General features: G+C 74.9%; 15 protein-coding genes. 5 read left to right on the forward strand and 10 right to left on the reverse strand.

Going from position 1 to position 17,309, the window contains the following annotated elements:
* Positions 1 to 130: 130 nt before the first annotated feature.
* The 4 genes from K7I03_RS14570 to K7I03_RS14585 all read right to left on the reverse strand — a co-directional run bounded on the left by K7I03_RS14570 (position 131) and on the right by K7I03_RS14585 (position 4,774).
* Positions 131 to 403, reverse strand: a complete 273-nt coding sequence (locus K7I03_RS14570) for a DUF1876 domain-containing protein (RefSeq protein ID WP_185942295.1) — start codon at positions 401 to 403, stop codon at positions 131 to 133.
* Positions 404 to 745: 342 nt separating this feature from the next.
* Positions 746 to 1,018, reverse strand: a complete 273-nt coding sequence (locus K7I03_RS14575) for a DUF1876 domain-containing protein (protein WP_185942296.1) — start codon at positions 1,016 to 1,018, stop codon at positions 746 to 748.
* A 545-nt stretch (positions 1,019 to 1,563) separates the two neighbouring features.
* A complete protein-coding gene (locus K7I03_RS14580; RefSeq protein ID WP_185942297.1) occupies positions 1,564 to 2,733 on the reverse strand; it encodes a cation diffusion facilitator family transporter in 1,170 nt (389 codons plus the stop codon).
* A 94-nt stretch (positions 2,734 to 2,827) separates the two neighbouring features.
* A complete protein-coding gene (locus tag K7I03_RS14585) occupies positions 2,828 to 4,774 on the reverse strand; it encodes an IucA/IucC family protein (protein ID WP_185942298.1) in 1,947 nt (648 codons plus the stop codon).
* A gap of 42 nt (positions 4,775 to 4,816) precedes the next feature.
* On the opposite strand from K7I03_RS14585, the gene K7I03_RS14590 reads away from it, so the two are divergent.
* A complete protein-coding gene (locus K7I03_RS14590; protein ID WP_185942299.1) occupies positions 4,817 to 6,349 on the forward strand; it encodes an IucA/IucC family protein in 1,533 nt (510 codons plus the stop codon).
* A gap of 22 nt (positions 6,350 to 6,371) precedes the next feature.
* Here the strand turns inward: K7I03_RS14590 and K7I03_RS14595 are convergent, their stop codons facing one another.
* Positions 6,372 to 7,271, reverse strand: coding sequence for a sigma-70 family RNA polymerase sigma factor (locus K7I03_RS14595; RefSeq protein WP_185942300.1), 900 nt, complete (start codon positions 7,269 to 7,271; stop codon positions 6,372 to 6,374).
* Between the two features lie 102 nt (positions 7,272 to 7,373).
* Between K7I03_RS14595 and K7I03_RS14600 the strand changes: the two genes are divergently transcribed.
* The 3 genes from K7I03_RS14600 to K7I03_RS14610 all read left to right on the forward strand — a co-directional run bounded on the left by K7I03_RS14600 (position 7,374) and on the right by K7I03_RS14610 (position 10,283).
* Positions 7,374 to 8,162, forward strand: coding sequence for an SDR family oxidoreductase (locus K7I03_RS14600; protein ID WP_185942301.1), 789 nt, complete (start codon positions 7,374 to 7,376; stop codon positions 8,160 to 8,162).
* A gap of 88 nt (positions 8,163 to 8,250) precedes the next feature.
* Positions 8,251 to 8,964 carry an SMI1/KNR4 family protein gene (locus tag K7I03_RS14605; RefSeq protein ID WP_185942302.1) on the forward strand — a complete coding sequence of 238 codons (714 nt, stop codon included), beginning with the start codon at positions 8,251 to 8,253 and terminating at the stop codon, positions 8,962 to 8,964.
* A gap of 137 nt (positions 8,965 to 9,101) precedes the next feature.
* Complete coding sequence (locus tag K7I03_RS14610) at positions 9,102 to 10,283, forward strand: GDSL-type esterase/lipase family protein (RefSeq protein ID WP_185942303.1); 1,182 nt, start codon at positions 9,102 to 9,104, stop codon at positions 10,281 to 10,283.
* Positions 10,284 to 10,327: 44 nt separating this feature from the next.
* On the opposite strand, the gene K7I03_RS14615 is transcribed toward K7I03_RS14610, so the two are convergent.
* The 5 genes from K7I03_RS14615 to K7I03_RS14635 form a co-directional block, all read right to left on the reverse strand.
* Positions 10,328 to 10,837 (reverse strand): hypothetical protein, encoded by a 510-nt coding sequence (locus K7I03_RS14615; RefSeq protein ID WP_185942304.1) that lies wholly within the window; start codon positions 10,835 to 10,837, stop codon positions 10,328 to 10,330.
* A 129-nt stretch (positions 10,838 to 10,966) separates the two neighbouring features.
* On the reverse strand, positions 10,967 to 11,227 hold the full coding sequence (locus K7I03_RS14620; protein ID WP_185942305.1) for a hypothetical protein: 261 nt from the start codon (positions 11,225 to 11,227) through the stop codon (positions 10,967 to 10,969).
* Between the two features lie 191 nt (positions 11,228 to 11,418).
* Positions 11,419 to 11,748, reverse strand: a complete 330-nt coding sequence (locus K7I03_RS14625; RefSeq protein WP_185942306.1) for a hypothetical protein — start codon at positions 11,746 to 11,748, stop codon at positions 11,419 to 11,421.
* Between the two features lie 62 nt (positions 11,749 to 11,810).
* Positions 11,811 to 13,949: an ABC transporter permease gene (locus K7I03_RS14630; protein WP_185942307.1), complete on the reverse strand. Its 2,139-nt coding sequence runs from the start codon at positions 13,947 to 13,949 to the stop codon at positions 11,811 to 11,813.
* Positions 13,946 to 14,800, reverse strand: coding sequence for an ABC transporter ATP-binding protein (locus tag K7I03_RS14635; RefSeq protein ID WP_185942308.1), 855 nt, complete (start codon positions 14,798 to 14,800; stop codon positions 13,946 to 13,948). The genes K7I03_RS14630 and K7I03_RS14635 overlap by 4 nt, the downstream gene beginning before the upstream one ends.
* Before the next feature lie 775 nt (positions 14,801 to 15,575).
* Between K7I03_RS14635 and K7I03_RS14640 the strand changes: the two genes are divergently transcribed.
* Positions 15,576 to 17,204, forward strand: a complete 1,629-nt coding sequence (locus K7I03_RS14640) for an alpha/beta hydrolase (RefSeq protein WP_185942309.1) — start codon at positions 15,576 to 15,578, stop codon at positions 17,202 to 17,204.
* Positions 17,205 to 17,309 lie beyond the last annotated feature (105 nt).

Here is a 17,309-nt window from a genome sequence, read left to right on the forward strand (position 1 = left end):
TGATTCACTCGATTTGTGGACTTACCCGTGTAAATGAAACAGGTCTCTGTCGAACACACCAGAGCTGTTCACCCGAGTGAGTGACCCCCTGTCGAAGCGTTCCGGGGGTGGGCCGGGGGCGTGCCCGGGTTCAGGGTTCGATCCCCCGCACGCGTTCGTGCGTGTGGCGCTCGATGTCCTTGACGGCGATGTCGAGGAGTTGATCCGCCAGGACGTGCAGGGCCCGGGAGGCGGCGAGCTCGTCGCCGATGTCGGGCACGTTCTCGTCCGCGGGATGGCAGCGGGCCGTGCCCTCGCCGACCATCGGGCCCGGGGGCTTGCCGGAGAGGCGGGCCTCGGCGGTGACGACGTGGTCGTGCTCGCTGATGCTGATGCTCACGGTCCAGGACTTGGTGCCACTCATGCGCCGGCCTTTCTGCCGCCTGCTCCTGTGTGCCCTCCCCGGCCCGCCCCCTGCCCCCGCTGTCCGCCCCTGTCGGCCCCTGTCCGCCCCGAGTCGTCAGACTGGCACGCCGGCCTGGCCCCCGCACGTCAGGATGCGCGGGCCTCCCGCCGGGCGGGCCGGGGCCGGCGACGCCTTGCCGGCCGGTGACCGGGGACGCGGTGACCGGGGACGCGGTGACATCACGGACGCCGTTCTTCCGCTCGGCGCGATGCGGGAACGGCGTCCGTGTACGGCGTCCGTGGCCGGTGGAGAAAAGCGGTTCGAGGAGGTGCGGCGCGCGGTTCGCGGCGCCGGCGTCTCTCAGACCCCGAGTCCCTGCACCGGCTTGTGGGTGTGGCGCTCGATGTCCGTGGCCGCCGTGTTCAGCAACTGGTGGGACAACGACGACATGGCGCGGGCCACGGCGAGCTCGTCGCCGATCTCCGGCACGTTCTCGTCGGCGGGATTGCAGCGGGCCACTCCCTCGCCGACCATCGTCCCGGCGGCGGCCCCGCTCAGCCGCGCTTCCGCGTTCACCGTCTCGGCGTTCTCCTTGATGCTGATCTGTACGTTCCAGCTCTTCATGCCGGTCATGGGAGCACCCTCTTCCAGCCACTCAGCATGAACTCACTCCGGAAACACCCCCGATCACCATCGTCACACCGCGCCCCACCGGCCGCACGCGGGCGCCCGGCCTCCTAGGCGGGCTCGCCCGGCGTACCGGACCCGGGCGGACACGGGACGGCCCCCGGTCGGGCCCGGACGCGACGCCGCCCCGCACGGCCACCAGGGCGCCGGCGGGGGGACTCACCGCGCTCAGGTGGCCGCGGCGTGGGCCCGGCCCGGGGTCCGGGCCCGCCACCGCGCTTCGCTTCGGGCCGGGAACGGGGATCAAGGCCATGGCCGTCCTCCTCATCGGTCGATTACGGTACGTGAACCTCTAGTGACCAACCTTCCCCTCGCACACGCCTTCCCCCCACGGCGGAGGGGTTGTGCGGAGGTGCGCCACGAGCGCGCCATGGGCACCCCAAGGCGTACCGGCGACCTCAAGCGCCAACGGCGCTCCGGGCGGCGCCCCGCCCCCCACCACCCTCCCGTCACCGCGGCCGTCCCGTCACCGGCACCGGAGGCGGCGCGGCCTACGCCGTGAGGTGGTGGGCCAGGGCGGCGTGCGGGTCCGCGGCGGCGCCCGCCCCGGCGCAGGGTGTGGTGTGGTCGATGTGCACGGTCGCGGCGACCAGCCGGGGCACGGCGTGCAGCAGCGCGTGCTCGGCCGCGACCGCGTGCTCGTGGGCCCGCACCACGCTCAGCTCGGCGTCCACGACGATGTCCACCTCGGCGCGCAGCGCGTGCCCGACCCACCGCATGCGGACCTGCCCCACCTCGCGCACCCCTTCCACCGCCCGGAGGGCGCGCGTCGCGCCGTCCACCAGCTCCGGGTCGACGGAGTCCATCAGCCGCCGGAACACCTGGCGGGCCGCGTCCCGCAGGACGAGGAGGATCGCGACGGTGATCAGCAGCCCGACCGCCGGGTCCGCCGCGGGCCACCCCAGAGCGGTGCCGGCGGCGCCGAGCAGGACGGCCAGGGAGGTGAAGCCGTCGGTCCGGGCGTGCAGTCCGTCGGCGACCAGGGCCGCAGAACCGATTCTTCGCCCGGTGCGGATCCGGTACCGGGCCACGCCCTCGTTGCCGGCGCACCCCACCAGGGCCGCGGCCGCCACCGCCCACGGGTGGTCGAGGGGCCGGGGGCTCAGCAGCCGTTCGACCGCCTCGTAGGCGGCGAGCGCCGACGACGCGGCGACGGTGACGACGATCGCGACGCCCGCCAGGTCCTCGGCGCGGCCGTAGCCATAGGTGTAGCGCCGGTTCGCCGCCCGCCGCCCGAGCAGGAAGGCGGTCCCCAGCGGGACGGCGGTCAGCGCGTCGGCCCCGTTGTGGACCGCGTCGCCGAACAGCGCCACGGACCCGGACGCCGCCGCGACCGCCCCCTGGACCACCGCCGTCACGCCCAGGACCGCGAGCGACCACCACAGCGTGCGCATCCCCTCGCGGGACGCCTCCATCGCCGGGTCGACCTTGTCCGCGGCGTCATGGTGGTGGGGGGCGAGGAGGTGCGCGGCCCGGTGCCGCGTCCGCCGGACGCGGTCGGCGAGAGCGCGCCGACCACGGCCGTGCGGTGGGCGGCCATGGGACGGATGGTCGTGGTGTGGGTGGTTGTGGTGCGAGTGGCCGTGGTGCGGGTGGCCGTCGGACGGATGATCGTGGGACGGGTGGTCATGGCCGTGCGCGCGAGCGTGAGAGCGTGCCATGGGGCCCACCATGGCACGTGCATTCGATCGCAGCCACCATGGTCATACCACCACTGACCAGGTGCGAATCCCTTGCAGTTACGGGTTGTTGGTGTCAGGGAGCGGACGGGGGCAGCCCGCTGCGCGAGGCGGCGCGCGCCGGGCCCGGTGCGGTAACGGAGTGCGGGGCGAGCGGGTTGGGGACGGGGAGGTAGCGGGGGTCGGTGCCGTCCGCGCCGATCCAGCGGGAGAGCAGGTTGGCCTTGCCGGGGAGGGTGGGCGAGGCGAGCAGCGCGCCGAGCTCGGGGAGGGCGGGAAGGCCCGGCAGCGTGCCGCAGCGCTCGAACTCGTCCCGCGCCACGGCCCACAACTCCGCACCGCACCACGGGAACCGGTGCGCCAGCGCGCCCGCGACATCGCTGAGGTTGTTGACGACCAGGCAGTAGGCGAGCCGCCGCCACGCCGGAGCCCGCGGCATCTCGGCGAGCACCTTGGCCCCTTCCGCGTCGCGGAAGACGGCCTGCACGGGTGTGCCCTGTGCGTCCACGGCGATCAGGGTGTTCTGCAGGTGGCACTCCACCACCACGCCGTACCGTGCGAACGCCTCCAGCACGGGCGGCACCACGCACCGCATGTACGCCGTCCACCAGGCCAGTGGTTCCGCGATCCGGTCGAGGGGGTTGCCGTCGAAGCCCTCGGCGAGCGCCGCGGCCAGGACGGCGGTCGTCCCGGGGAGCAGGTGCCGGGAGAGCCCGTCCCGGACGAGGACGGCGCAGGTCTCGAACAGGCCGTCGACGGTGCGGTAGCAGCGTTCGCTGAGCCAGGCCGCCGGGCCGCGCATCGCCGCGAAGGCGGCGGTGACCAACGGGTCGGTACGGCGGACGTGGCGGAGCTCGTGGCGGCGCATGCGGCGGACGTCGTTGGTGATCTGGACGTCCAGGCTGAACTTCAGGAACAGATCACCGGCGGTCGCCGGGGAGCGGTGCCCTTCCGTCCGGTGCCGCGGCCCGGTCTCGCACGGGGTCTCCCCCGGTACGAACACCGTGCGCACGGAGGCCGTGGGCCGGGCCTGCCGGGCCGTGTGACCGAGGCGGACCAGCCGCCCGTCGGCGAACGCCGCCCGCATCTCGGGTCGGCCGCCGGCGAGTTCGAGCTGCCAGGGGTGGGCGGGGAGCAGGCGGTAACCGGGCGGCGCCTCGCCCAGGGCGTCCAGCGCGCGGGTGTCGCCGTCCTCCACGACCGCGTCCTCCCGGACGCCGAGCAGGACGAGCGGGAACCGGGCGTACGCCTCCGGCGCGTACCGCAGCCAGGACGCGGGCGGGCCGCCACCGCTGCGCGCCTTCGGCGCCGGATGGAAGGGGTGTCCCATGACGAGCGCCTGCTCGGACCGCAGCCACGGGTCCTCGGGCGGTGCCGCGTGCACCCGGGTGGTGAGGACCGCCTCCACCGCGGCCCGGCTGGCGGCCATTTCGGCGGGCAGCGAGCGGTTCGGCGTACCGGTGGCGGCGCGCATCTCCTGTGCCGCGAGGGACACGAGGCCCGCGTGGGGCAGGGGCCGCCAGCTGCGCCCGGTCCACAGCTCGGGCGCGGACGGGCGGTGTCCGGGACGGACGCGCAACAGGCGGCCGGAGGCGCGGAGTCGGTACACAGAGGGAGGAGCGGATGGGAAGGGGGGATCAGGGGGACGAGGTCGGTCCTGGGGCACGGGTATCAGGGGCGGCGGCACCGTGAGCGCCGCCCTGCGGGCGGCGGGGTCCGCCGGGGCCATGGGAGCCGTGGAAGCCGTAGGAGCCGTGGGAGCCGCGGAGGTCGGGCCCACCGGCACCAAGCCCTGCACCGCCGCGCCCCTCGACGCGCCGTTCACCACCGCCGGGCCCGCGCCCGGGGCCACGGCCGGGCCCACGATCGGGCCCGCGCCCGGCGCCTCGCCCGGCAGCGCGGCCGGCGACGCGGCGGCCCCGGCCGGCTCGGGGACGTCGGCCGGTTCGGCGGCTTCTCTGAGCAGACAGTTGAGCAGTGGCGTCACGGCCAGCGCGTCAGCGGCCCGGGTGAGTGCATTCATCGGCCATCAGTATGTGTGGAGGGGGTTCCCCCGCGGTAGGACATGCGCGTGTGCCGGACCTCCGCCGAGCGGATCCTCGCCAGCGAACTCACCGCCGCCGCACCGGAAGTGGCGGCCGTGTACAGCGCGTTCCTGCCCGGCGCCAGGGCGTCCGTACTGACCCGCCTGTGGCGCGGCCTCGTCCACGAACCCCTGCCCTGGATCACCGCCCGCGCGGACGGCCACGACGGCGTCACCCTGCGCCTGTCCGACGGCCGGCGGCTGCACGGCCCGCCGTCCGACCCCTGGTCGACGGCCACCACCGTCACCGCGCTGGACCTCGGCGGGGCTCGCCACGACCACCCGGCGGAGCTCATGGCCGAGGTGTCGGCACGGCTCGGCCTGCCGAACGGGCCGCGTTTCACCGCGGAACTCGACCACAGCGTCGCCTCCTTGGCGCTCTCCCGCGCCGCCCGCCACGAACGCGGCACGCCGTTCGCCGTCCGGTCCCCCTGGCAGTGGGAGCAATGGCCGACGGACGGCCACCCCTACCACCCCGCCTGCCGCGCGCGGCCGGGCTTCTCCGCCGCCGAGCAACTGGCGTACGCGCCGGAGCACGGGCCGGTGGTGGAGCTGCGCCTGGCGGCCGTGACGGACGGGACGGTGTCCGGCGCGTGGCCGGACGAACTGCGCGACGGCCGGTCCCTGTTGATACCGACGCACCCCTGGCAGGCCGCGCACGTCCTCGACGGCCGCCCGCTGCGCCCGGGCCCCCCGGCGCACCCCCTGCTGTCGCTGCGCACGCTCGACATGGGCGGGAACGTGCACGTCAAGACGGCGGTCACCACCCAACTGACATCGGCGGTACGGGACATCTCGCCGTACTCCGTCACCCATGCCCTCGCCACCTCCGACTTCGCCGAACGCGTCGCCCGCCGGCTGGACGGCCGGCTGCACATCGCCCGCACGCTCGCGGCGGCGGGGGCGGGCACGGCCGACCTGGCGGCGGTGCTGCGCGAGTCGCCGTACGGGTACGGGGACGCGGCGGCCGGGGAACGCGTCGTCCCGGCGGCCGTCCTGCCGGCGCTGCTGGGCTCCCGGCCGCCCGGCGAACGCCCGGCGCGGGCCGCCGCCTTCGCCCGCCTGGCACTCGGCGTCTGCCTGGACCTGCTCGACGTCGGGGTGGCCCTGGAGGCGCACGGCCAGAACCTGCTCGTCGTCGTCGACCGGGACGACCGTCCCCTGCGCCTCGTCTACCGCGACCTCGCCGACATCCGCATCAGCCCCGCACGGCTCGCCCGGCACGGCATCCCAGCGCCGCCGCTGACCGGCCGCCTGCTGACCGACGACCCGGCCGTCCTGCGCCGCAAGGTCGTCGGCTGTCTCGTCACCGGCGCCCTGGCCCCTCTGGCCGGTGACGCCGCCACCCTCGCGACTCTCCTGGACACCGCGGTCCGGGATCTCCCCTCGACCCGGGAGGTCCGCGCGCTCCGGACGGCTCCCCTCCCGGCGAAGGCCCTGACGGCCATGCGGCTGTCCACAGGCGTGGGGGGCGACCTGTGGACGGGGCTGCCGAATCCGGTGGGTGCGGGCTAACCGGTCAGGCGCCCCTTCCGTCTCACTCCTCGCCCTCTGGCACCTCCGGCACCTCGACCCCGGCCAGCCGCTCGGGGTCCATCAGCACGTCCACGGCCGCGATCCGCCCGTCGACCACCGTGAACGCCATGACCGTCAGCAACCGCCCCTTCATGACGACCACGACACCGGCGGTGCCGTTGACCAGCACCGGGCGGACGAACGGGGAGAGCTTCGAGAAGGTGACCGCCTGCGAGGCGACCGTGCGGGCGCCGTGCAGGACGGTCGTCCGGCGGGCCCGGGCGGCGCCGCCGTCGGAGCGCAGGACGACGTCGGGGTGGAGGACGGCGACGAGGGCGTCGAAGTCGCCGTCGCGTGCCGCGGCGAAGAACGCGTCGACCGCCTTGCGCTGGTGGGCGAGGTCGCGGTCGGGGGCCGGCGCCTGGCCCTGGACGCGCCGGCGGGCCCGGCTGGCGAGCTGGCGCGTCGCCGCGGTGGAACGTTCCAGCAACGGCGCGATCTCGTCGAAGGGCACGGCGAACATGTCGTGCAGGACGAACGCCAGCCGCTCCGCCGGTGCCAGCGACTCCAGCACCACCATCATCGCCAGCCCCACCGAGTCGGCCAGCAGCGCCTCCTGCTCGGGGTCCGGCGCGTCCTCCCGGCCGATGAGCGGATCGGGCTGGCGCGGAACGGCGTCGAGCGGGTCCTCACGACGGTGTTCGCGAGTGCGCAGGACGTTCAGGCAGACGCGCGCGACGACGGTCGTCAGCCATCCACCGAGGTTCTCCACCGCGCTGACGTCCGTCCGGTCGAAGCGCAGCCACGCCTCCTGAACGGCGTCGTCGGCCTCGCTCACCGAGCCCAGCATGCGGTACGCCACCGCGCGCAGCCGGCTCCGGTGCTCCTCGAACCGGACGGCCGGGAAATCGCTCTCGTTCACCTGTCACATTCCCTTCCCCCTGCGGGTCAGAGAAGTAGATCACCGAAACCGGCGGACGCGCCCGGAGGTTCCGCTTCCGGGTCCGAGCACAGTGGAGCAGTCATGACGTCACCCATCCTCGTCACCGGCGGCACGGGCACGCTGGGCGGCCACGTCCTCCCCCTCCTGCGGCAGGCCGGCCGTGACGTGCGCGTGCTGAGCAGGCACGCCCGCGAGGCGGCGGACGGCGTCGAGTACGTCGCCTGCGACCTGCTCGCGCAGGACGGCGGCCGGGCCCTCGCCGCGGCGCTGGAGGACGTCGAGATCGTCCTCCACCTCGCGGGCGGCCCGAAGGGGGACGACGTCGCGACCCGCGCCCTCGTCCGGGCCGCCGCGGAGGCCGGGGTGCGGCACTTCGTGTACATCTCGGTGATCGGCGCGGACCGGGTCCCGCTGGGTTACTTCCGGTCCAAGCTGGGCGCCGAGCGGGCCGTGGCGGAGTCGGGTCTGCCCTGGACGACGCTGCGGGCGGCGCAGTTCCACGACCTGGTCCTGAAGGTGGTGCGCACGATGGCGAAGATGCCGGTGGTGCCCGTACCCGGCGGGATCCGCATGCAGCCCGTCGACGCCCGCGAGGTGGCCGAACGCCTCGTGGAACTGGCCCTCGGCGAGCCCGCCGGCCTCGTCCCCGACCTGGCCGGCCCGACCGTCTACGGCATGGGCGAACTCGCCCGCGGCTACCTCCGGGCGCACGGCAAGCGGCGGCCGATGCTGCCGGTGCGCCTGCCCGGAAAGGTGGGGCGCGCCTACCGCGCCGCCGAGAACCTGTCCCTGGAGGACGTCTCGTTCGGCACCCGTACCTGGGAGGAGTTCCTGGACGCGCACACCGGGAACGCCCACGCCGGGAAGTAGGGCGAGGCCCTGTCGCGCGGGAGGCACCAGCCGCCACCCGGCGAAATCGGGAGGTGAAGGACGGACCGGGCCCGGTAGCGTCGGCCCCATGACGGACATATGGGCGGGCGTACGGGAGAGGGTGCTGGCCCTCCGGTCGACGCCGGAGGTGATGGACCAGGTCTTCGGGGCCGTCTGGCTCGACGGCGGGCACCGCTTCGAGCTGGCACCGCCCCTCACCGAGGCCGAACTGGCCCGCGCCGAGGAGCGCCTGGACGTCACCTTCCCCGCGGACTACCGCTCATTTCTCCTGGAGGTGGCCGCGAGCGGCGCGGGGCCCGAATACGGCGTGTTCCCCCTGAGCACCCGGCTGACCGGCGAACAGGGCGCGGCACCGGGCGAGGTGCCCCGGCTCGCCCGGCCCTTCCGGCCCGGTCCGGTCCAGGAACTGCTCGACGAGCACGAGGAGAACGAGCCGCGCCGGGCGGCGTTCCCCGACGACGAGACCTACTGGCGCGCCTGGCACGCCTGGGACGCGCGGTGGGACGAGATCGACGCCGAACTGACCTGGGGATCGCTGTCCGTGAGCCACCAGGGCTGCGGGTACTACTCGTTGCTCGTCGTGACCGGCGAGGAGCGCGGCCTGATGTGGGAGGACGTGCGCGCGATCGGGGAGGGGCTGGTGCCCCTGCGGCGGCGCGGGGCCGAGCGCCTGACCTTCGCCGAGTGGTACCTGGGCTGGCTGGACTGGGCCGAGCCGAGGATCAAGGCCGCGCAGCGCGCGGAGGCCGCGCGGACGGGCGATGTCAGTGGGGCCGCTTAGGGTGAGGGTGTCCCGGTTTCCGCGGCCGGAGGGCGGACGGACGTGCGGGCCGGCCGCCGAGACCCGGGACGGACGGGGCCGGCCCCGTGCCGGGATCGTCCCCGTGCCGGGATCGGAACAAGCACGCCCGCGCAGCCATGCCTCGTGAGGAGAACGAAGTGACCGACTGGATCACCACCCCGATCGACACCCGCATCCTGCGCGGCGCCCTGGAGCTGGAACGCACCGAACGCGGACTGCTGCCGCACCGGTTGCCGGCCGGGGTCCGGCAGCGGTTCCCGGACGACCGCCTGTTGACGATGGAGTCCCAGCCCTCGGGCGTCCGGCTGGCCTTCCGGACCGGCGCCACCGCCGTCGAACTGGACGTGCTGCCCACGAAAACCGTGTACCCGGGCCTGCCGCCGCGCCCCTCGGGGACGTACGACCTGCTCGTCGACGGCCGCCCGGCCGGGCGGGCGAGCGCGGAGGGCGGCGACGTGCGGACGGTCGACATGACCACCGGCTCCTTCACCGTCACCCCCGGCCCGTCCGGCACCCTCCGGTTCGACGGGCTGCCGGACGAGCCGAAGGACGTCGAGATCTGGCTGCCGCACGACGAGACGACGGAACTGGTCGCCCTCCGTACGAACGCGCCCGTGGAGCCCGTCCCCGACCGGGGCCGCAGGGTGTGGCTGCACCACGGCAGTTCGATCAGCCACGGGTCCGCCGCCACGCACCCGACCGCGACCTGGCCGGCGCTGGCCGCCGCCAAGGGCGGTGTGGAGCTGGTCAACCTCGGGCTGGGCGGCAACGCCCTGCTCGACCCGTTCATGGCGCGCACGATGCGGGACGTGCCCGCGGACCTGATCAGCGTCAAGATCGGGATCAATGTGGTCAACACCGACCTGATGCGGCTGCGCGCCTTCGCCCCGGCCGTCCACGGCTTCCTCGACACCCTCCGCGACGGGCACCCCGACATACCGCTGCTGGTGGTCTCCCCGGTCTTCTGCCCGGTTCAGGAGACCACCCCCGGGCCGCTCATGCCCCAGTTCGAGGGCAACCGGATGACCTTCCGGGCCCTCGGCGACCCGTCCGACCCCACCCGGCTGACGCTGACCGTCATCCGGGACGAGCTCGCCCGGATCGCCGCGCAGCGGGCGGCCGAGGACCCGAACCTGCACTACCTGGACGGTCTCGCGCTCTACGGCGAGTCCGACTTCGCCGAAGTGCCGCTCCCGGACGGCCTCCACCCGGACGACGCCGGGCACCGCCGCATCGGCGAACGCTTCGCCGAGCGGGTCTTCGGCGCCGGAGGCCCGTTCGCCGCCCGGGAGAAGTGAGGGCGGGTCACTGACGGGTCCTCACCCCGCGGCGCGGGATCGCGTCACATCCACGTCGTGGCCGTGGCGACGACGTCCGCCTCGCGGGGCCGGTCCGGGTTGCCGTAGCGGACCTCGACGCGGGGGTTCCGGCGGGTGAAGTCGCTGTCGACCAGCCGGACCCGCCGCGGGTCCTTGACCGTGCGGTAGGCGATGTCGGTGTCGAGGAAGAAGCCGAACTCGCCCTTCGCGGGCGCGTACGCGAAGAACTCCCCGCCCTGGTAGTGCCGCTTGAGGCGGTCCTCGGTGAGGGCGAGCGACCAGTAGCCCACACAGTGCCCGGCCGGGCACATGAAGCGGAACTCCGCCTTCAGGCCGTCCAGCTCCATGGCGCGGAAGGGGTTGTCGTCGGCCGGGGCGGACGTGGTGGGCGCGGTGAGTGCGTTCGGCGTCGTGTGCGCCGGTATGCCCCCGTGCTCCGCCGCGGACGCCGGGGCGCCTTGGGCGACGGCGAGGCTCAGCGCGGCGGCTGCCAGGGCGGGGGCGACAGCGCGGAGCGTGATGCGGAATGCCATGTCCGATCTCCAGCCCTCTGCGTGATCGAGTCGCTGCGGTACGTGATCATCGCGAAGGAAGGAGCCCCCGGCAACGGGCGGGAGAGGAATCCGGCCAGCCCGGTGGACCGGCCGCCCCGGTGGACCGGCTCAGATGATGCCCTGCAACGGGTTGGGCAGGTGGTGCACGAGGTCGGTCCGGAGCACCTGCGCGGTGATGCCTCCGTTCATGACGGCGTCGGCCACACCGCCCAGGAGGTGCGCGTCGACCTCGGCCTGGGCCGGAGCCGCGAGGGCGACGCCGCTCAGGCCGAGCAGCGCGGTGGCGACGGCCGTCGCCAGCACACGGCGGACGCGGACGCGGACGCGGACGCCGTGCGGGCTGCCGAGGGCGTGGGGGACGCGCTGCATGGTGAGCTCCTCTCGCGGCGCTGCCGGATCTTTCGGGTGCCGCCCCGCCGGTCTGCCCCGGGCCGGTGGCCGGCATTCCGGCCGTGCGCCGGTGCGCCGGTCCCCGCGCCTCCACCCGACGCACGCGCCCCCTACGCTCCCCGTGGCCCCACCTGCCCTCGGCAGCACGCCCGCTCCGGACGGGTGGTGCATCAGGCGCCGCCGATCCCGCCGCCCGTGCCGCCCGCGTCCGGTTCCGCCGGCTTTCCCGCCCGCCCGCGCCGCGCGCGCAGGGTCAGGCCGACCATGCTCCCGAGCCCGACGCCCAGGGACAGGCCGAGCCCGATGTTGCCGAACAACAGGCCGAGCACGAGGCCGAACGGCAGGCCGAGGGCCAGGCACAGCGCCAGCTCGCGGTCCGGCGCCGACGCCCCGTCCTGCCCGCCGCCGGTGCCCTGCGGCTCCTGCGAGCCGTTCGCCTGCGGGCCATTCACCTGTGGGTCGTTCACCTGTGGGCCGTTCGAAGGGGTGGGGTTGTTCATGGTGTTTCCGTCTTTCCTGGCCGTGCGGTTCCGACTGCCGCCCCGCCATCATCCCGGAGACGTCACTCCCGCCCGCCGGCCGCGTCCAGCGCCCGCCCGCGCAGGGCGAGCCGCGCCGGGACGAGCGAGGCCACCAGGGCGAGGACGAGACACACACCGGCTGCCGCGCAGGTCACCGCCCAGGGGAGGCGGAAGGCGGGGACGGCCGCGCCGTCGATCCACCGGTTGTAGAGCCAGGCCGTCGTCGTCTGCGTGGCCAGCGTGACCAGCAGCCCGAGGACCGCCGCCGTCGCCGTCGTCAGGACCGCCTCCCCGGCCACCATCCCGAGGACCTGGCGGTCGCTGCCGCCGGTGAGCCGCAGGGTCGCGAAGTCGCGGAGACGGTCGCCGGTGGACATGACCATCGTGTTGACGACGGCGATGAGGGCGTAGAGCACGGCCGGCCCGAGGATGGCGGCCAGGGCGATCCACAAGTAGCGGTTCTGCGGACTGTCGTTGCCGCCCGTCCACTCCCCGGCGGGCGTCACCCGCACCCCACCGGCGCCTCTCTCACCAGGATCCACTCCGAACAGGAAGGAGACGGACGCCCGGGTGTCGGTGGACACATAGGCCGTGCCGGCCCGCAGGGTCCGGTCGTGGCCCGCCACCGCCGCGTACGGGACGAGGACTTCGGACAGGCTCAGCGGCATACGGACGACCGCGACCACCCGCAGCGTGGCCTTCGCGCCGTCGGCGAGACCGGCGGTCAGGCGGTCGCCGAGCCGCCAGTGCCGGCTCTTCGCGAGCCCGGCGGAGACCGCGACCGTCCCCGGCCCCTTGAGGTCGGCGAGGGAACCGGCCTCGGCCGGCAGCTCCCAGGCCCGGGTGATGTCGCCGTCGACCACCGTGGCGGTGGTGACCGCCGCGCCCGCCGCCGCGTCCCCGGAACCCCCGTCGAGTCCGGTCAGCGGGGTGTCGGCCACGGCGGTGACGTACAGGCCCATCCGGTCGTCGCCGCCCATCCGGCCGAACGCGCCCAGCCGGCCCCGGTCCGCACGGCCGCCCCCGCCCTCGCCGGCGCCCCCGCCGGTCGCGTCCTCGTCCCGGTCCCCGGGCGCCCCGAGGGGGAACTCGGGCGGGATGCCCTTGGGACCGTCCGCCTCCATGACGTACTCGGCCCGCAGCGCCGCCCGCGTCTGTTCGTCGCGCGCCTCGGCGAACGCGGCGGTGGAGCCCACGACGCTGCCGGCGAGGGCGACGACGAGGAAGACGGGCGTGGCCGTGGAGACCGTCCGGCGGACGGCCGTGAGCGCGTTCTGCCGCGCGAGGAGGCCGACCGCGCCGGCGGACAGCCGCACCGGCAGCGTGAGGAGCCGCACGAGCGGCGGGACCAGCAGCGGGGCCAGCAGCGCCACCGTGGTGATGGCCAGCAGGTCGCAGACCAGGGCCCAGTCGGGGAGGTTGCGCGGGTCGCGCAACTGGGGGTCGCGGCGCAGCGGTTCGGGCATCGCGGCCAGCAGGAGCGGGACGGTGACCGCGGCCGCGAGGGCGAGGACGGCCCACAGCAGGCGGCCGGCGGTCGTGCGCCCCCGGTCCACGGCCGCCTGGCCGAGCGCCTCGGTGGGGCGCACGCGCCCCGCGCGCCGGGCCGCGGCCCAGGCGCCCAGCAGGGCGACGGCGGCCTCGACGGCGACGGCGGTCAGCAGGGGGCCGGGCGTCGTGGGCGCCGAGAAGCCGTCAGGGGCGACGGCGCGCCGGACGAGCCAGTCGGCGAGCAGCGGCGCGAGGACCGGCGCCAGCAGGGCACCGCAGCCGGACGCCACCAGCGCGACCAGCAGCGCCTCGCCCAGCACCAGCCCTCCGACCTGCCGGGGCGTGGCCCCGACGGCCCGCAGCAGCGCGGTCTCGCGGCGGCGGGCGGCCACCGCGAACGCGAAGGTGGAGGCGACGACGAAGACCGAGACGAAGCCGGAGACGCCCGCCGTGAAGGTGAGCAGTTTCTTCAGCGAAGGCGCGGCCGGGTCGGGGCTCTCGATGTCCGCGGCGGCCTCGGTGAGCAGGCCGGTGGCGCCGATCAGGGCGACGCCGAGGGTGAGGGCGACGAACGAGCCGGCGAAGGCGGTCCAGCGTTTACGCAGCGAGGCGGCGGCGACGGGGAGCAGGAGGGCGAAGGGCAGCCCGCGGGGCGCGTCCGTACGGCGGGAGCCGCTGCCGCCGCTCAACGGAGGCTCCCGGAGCCGTGGTGCAGCGAGCCGTGGTTCGGCGAGGGCTGCCGCGGCCCGCCGTGGGCGCGTGCCGGTTCGAGGCCGGCCATGCGTTCCGCGATCCGCTGCGCGCCGGCGCCGTGGAGCTCGTCGCGGATGCGCCCGTCGGCGAGGAAGAGGACCCGGTCGGCCCAGGAGGCGGCCCCCGGGTCGTGGGTCACCATGACGACGGTGCGGCCCCGGACGTCGACGAGGGTGCGGAGCTGTTCGAGGACGGTCCGGCCGCTGCCGCTGTCGAGGGCGCCCGTGGGCTCGTCCGCGAACACCACCTGCGGCTCGGCGATCAGGGCGCGGGCGATGGCGACGCGCTGCTGCTGTCCGCCCGACATCTGGGACGGCAGGTGCCCCTCCCGTCCCGCCAGTCCGACCTGCTCCAGGGCCTCGCGCACGGCCCGCCGGTCGGGGCGGCGCCCGGCGAGCCGGAGCGGGAGGCCGACGTTCTGGGCGGCGGTGAGGGAGCCGAGGAGGTTGAACGCCTGGAAGACGAAACCGATCCGCTCGCGCCGGAACGCGGTCAGCTGCTTCTCGGTGAGCGGCCCCAGGTCCGTACCGTCCACGAGGACCCGGCCCACGTCCGGCCGGTCCAGCCCGGCGGCGCACTGGAGCAGCGTGCTCTTGCCGGAGCCGGACGGGCCCATGACGGCGGTGAACGTGGCGCGCCCGAACGTCACGGAGACGTCGTCGAGCGCGCGGACGGCGGGCGAGGCCCCCGCGGTGCCGTAGGTTTTGCCGACGCCTTCCAGCGCGACGGCCGCGGTGACGGCCCCGGTAGCACTACGGTGCGGCGCGACGACGTGATCGCCTGACATGTTCCCCCCGATATCGCGTCGGCGCCCCGCCCGGCGGCAGGTGCCGCCCGGTCCGCTCTCACCGACCGCGTCATTATGCGGAGCCCCGGTCATGGCTCCGACGGGGGGTGGCACCGGGCCCGTACGCGTCGGCAACCGGCGGTAAGCGCAGGTCAGTTGAGTGCGTCGACGGGGCGGGTAAACCGCTTCTCCAGCGGAGGAAAAGATTCCCCTTCCGCGCCACGGAGTCCGCGCCACGGCATGCGCCAGGCCACGGGCATGCGACAGCCCCCGGTGCTCCACACCGGACCGCGTACCCGGGCCGTCACCCACGGCACCGATCCCGGCAGGAACCCTCCCGGGGGCCTGGCCAGTCGACGAGATGGGGGTCACTCGGGCCGATGAACGTCTTCATCGACGGTGCGGCTCTCACCGTTGGCTGGTGTATGACCAGTCTGCTCCGCATATGCCCAGAGTCAAGAGGTTCGCGAAATTCACCCCCTCCCTGCGCACCCCCGCCAACCGGCCCTGCGCGCCCCCGCCGACCGGCCCAGCACAGGAGGCCCGAGGACACCACAACCCGAGTGAATCCTCACTCGTACGAGCCGACCTGACCGCTCGAACGACCCCTTTCCGGTAGACGTCCGGATACTCTCCGTACACCCGTGCCCGGCCCGGCACGGCTCCCGAATCCGCGCGAATCCACCCGCACGCGGCCAGAACCACCGCATTTCCGGTGATCGCCGCACGCCGTACGCCGCACGCCCACCTGTCTGCCACACAGAGGGACCTGCCGATGGACACCAGCCGCATGCTCCGTACCTCCGGCACCCTGGCCGCCACCGCGGCCCTCCTGCTCTCCGCCCTGGCCGCCGGCGGGCCCGGACCGGCCGCCGCCGCGCCGAGAGACCGCGACGACCCCGGCGCGTCGGCCCACACGACCGCCGCCGACACCAGCGCCACCGACACCGCCGACAGCACCGCCGACGCCGACACCGCCGCCCTCGCGGAGCCCCTCCGCCCGTACTACCGCCAGAAGCTGCGCTGGCACTCCTGCGGCGGCGGGAAGAGCGCCGCGTTCGAGTGCGCGGGCATGAAGGTGCCGCTGGACTACCACCTCCCCAGCGGCGGGGACGTCACCCTCGCCGTCTCCCGCAAAAAGGCGGCGGGACCCGGCAAACGCCTGGGCTCCCTGCTGGTCAACCCGGGCGGCCCGGGCGGGTCCGCGATCGGCTACCTCCAGGGCCACGTCGCGGGGAAGTACCCGGCGTCCGTCCGCGCCCGCTACGACCTCGTCGCCGTGGACCCGCGCGGAGTGGGCCGCAGCGCCCCGGTCACCTGTCTGTCGGACGGCGAGATGGACGGCTACGCCCAGTCCGACCCCACCCCCAGGACCGCCGCGGAGACCCGCGGCTTCGTGGCCAACCTGAAGAAGTTCGCCAACGGCTGCGCCGCCCGCTCCAGCAGGATGCTGCGGCACGTCTCCACCGTCGAGGCGGCACGGGACATGGACGTCCTGCGGGCCCTGCTCGGCGACGGCAAACTGCACTACGTCGGCGCCTCGTACGGCACCTTCCTCGGCGCCACCTACGCGGAGCTCTTCCCCTCCCGCGTCGGCCGGCTGGTGCTGGACGGCGCGCTGGACCCGTCGCTCGACGCGGCGCGCGTCAACCGCGAGCAGACGGCAGGCTTCCAGACCGCGTTCACCGCCTTCGCCCGCGACTGCGCACGGCACGCCGACTGCCCGCTGGGCACCTCCGGGCCGGCGGACGCCGGGAAGCGCCTGCGGTCGTTCCTGGACCGGGTCGACGCCCGCCCGCTCCCCACCGGCCAGTCCCGCCGGCTGACCGAAGGGCTGGCGACGACGGGGGTGATCGCGGCCATGTACGACCAGGCCGGCTGGCCCGTCCTCCGCAAGGCCCTGGCCCTGGCCGCCGCCGGCGACGGCTCCGTGCTGCTCGCCCTCTCCGACGCCTACTACGAGCGGGACGCGAACGGCTCGTACTCCAACCTCATGGCCGCCAACGCCGCCGTGAACTGCCTGGACGCGCCGTCCGCCTTCCACGGCCCGGACGACGTCCGCCAGGCGCTCCCCGCGTTCCGCAAAGCCTCCCCGGTGCTCGGCGAAGCCCTCGCCTGGGCCTCCCTGAGCTGCGCCTACTGGCCCACGCACCCCACCGGCCACCCGCACCGCATCACGGCCCGCGGCGCCGCCCCCATTCTCGTCGTCGGCACCACCCGCGACCCCGCCACCCCCTACCCCTGGGCCCGGGCCCTCGCCTCCCAGCTCTCCTCCGGCCGCCTCCTCACCTACGAGGGCGACGGCCACACCGCCTACACCCGCGGCAGCGCCTGCGTGGACTCCGCGATCAACTCCTACCTCCTCACCGGCACTCCCCCGCGCTCCGGCCTCCGCTGCTCCTGACCCCCGCCCGCCCCACGCCCCCCGCGGCACCTCCGCTCCGGCCCGCTCATACGCCCATAGGACCGCCTGGTACGGAGCACCCTCCGGACCTGTGTAGACTTGGGT

Source organism: Streptomyces mobaraensis (assembly GCF_020099395.1).
GTDB lineage: Bacteria > Actinomycetota > Actinomycetes > Streptomycetales > Streptomycetaceae > Streptomyces.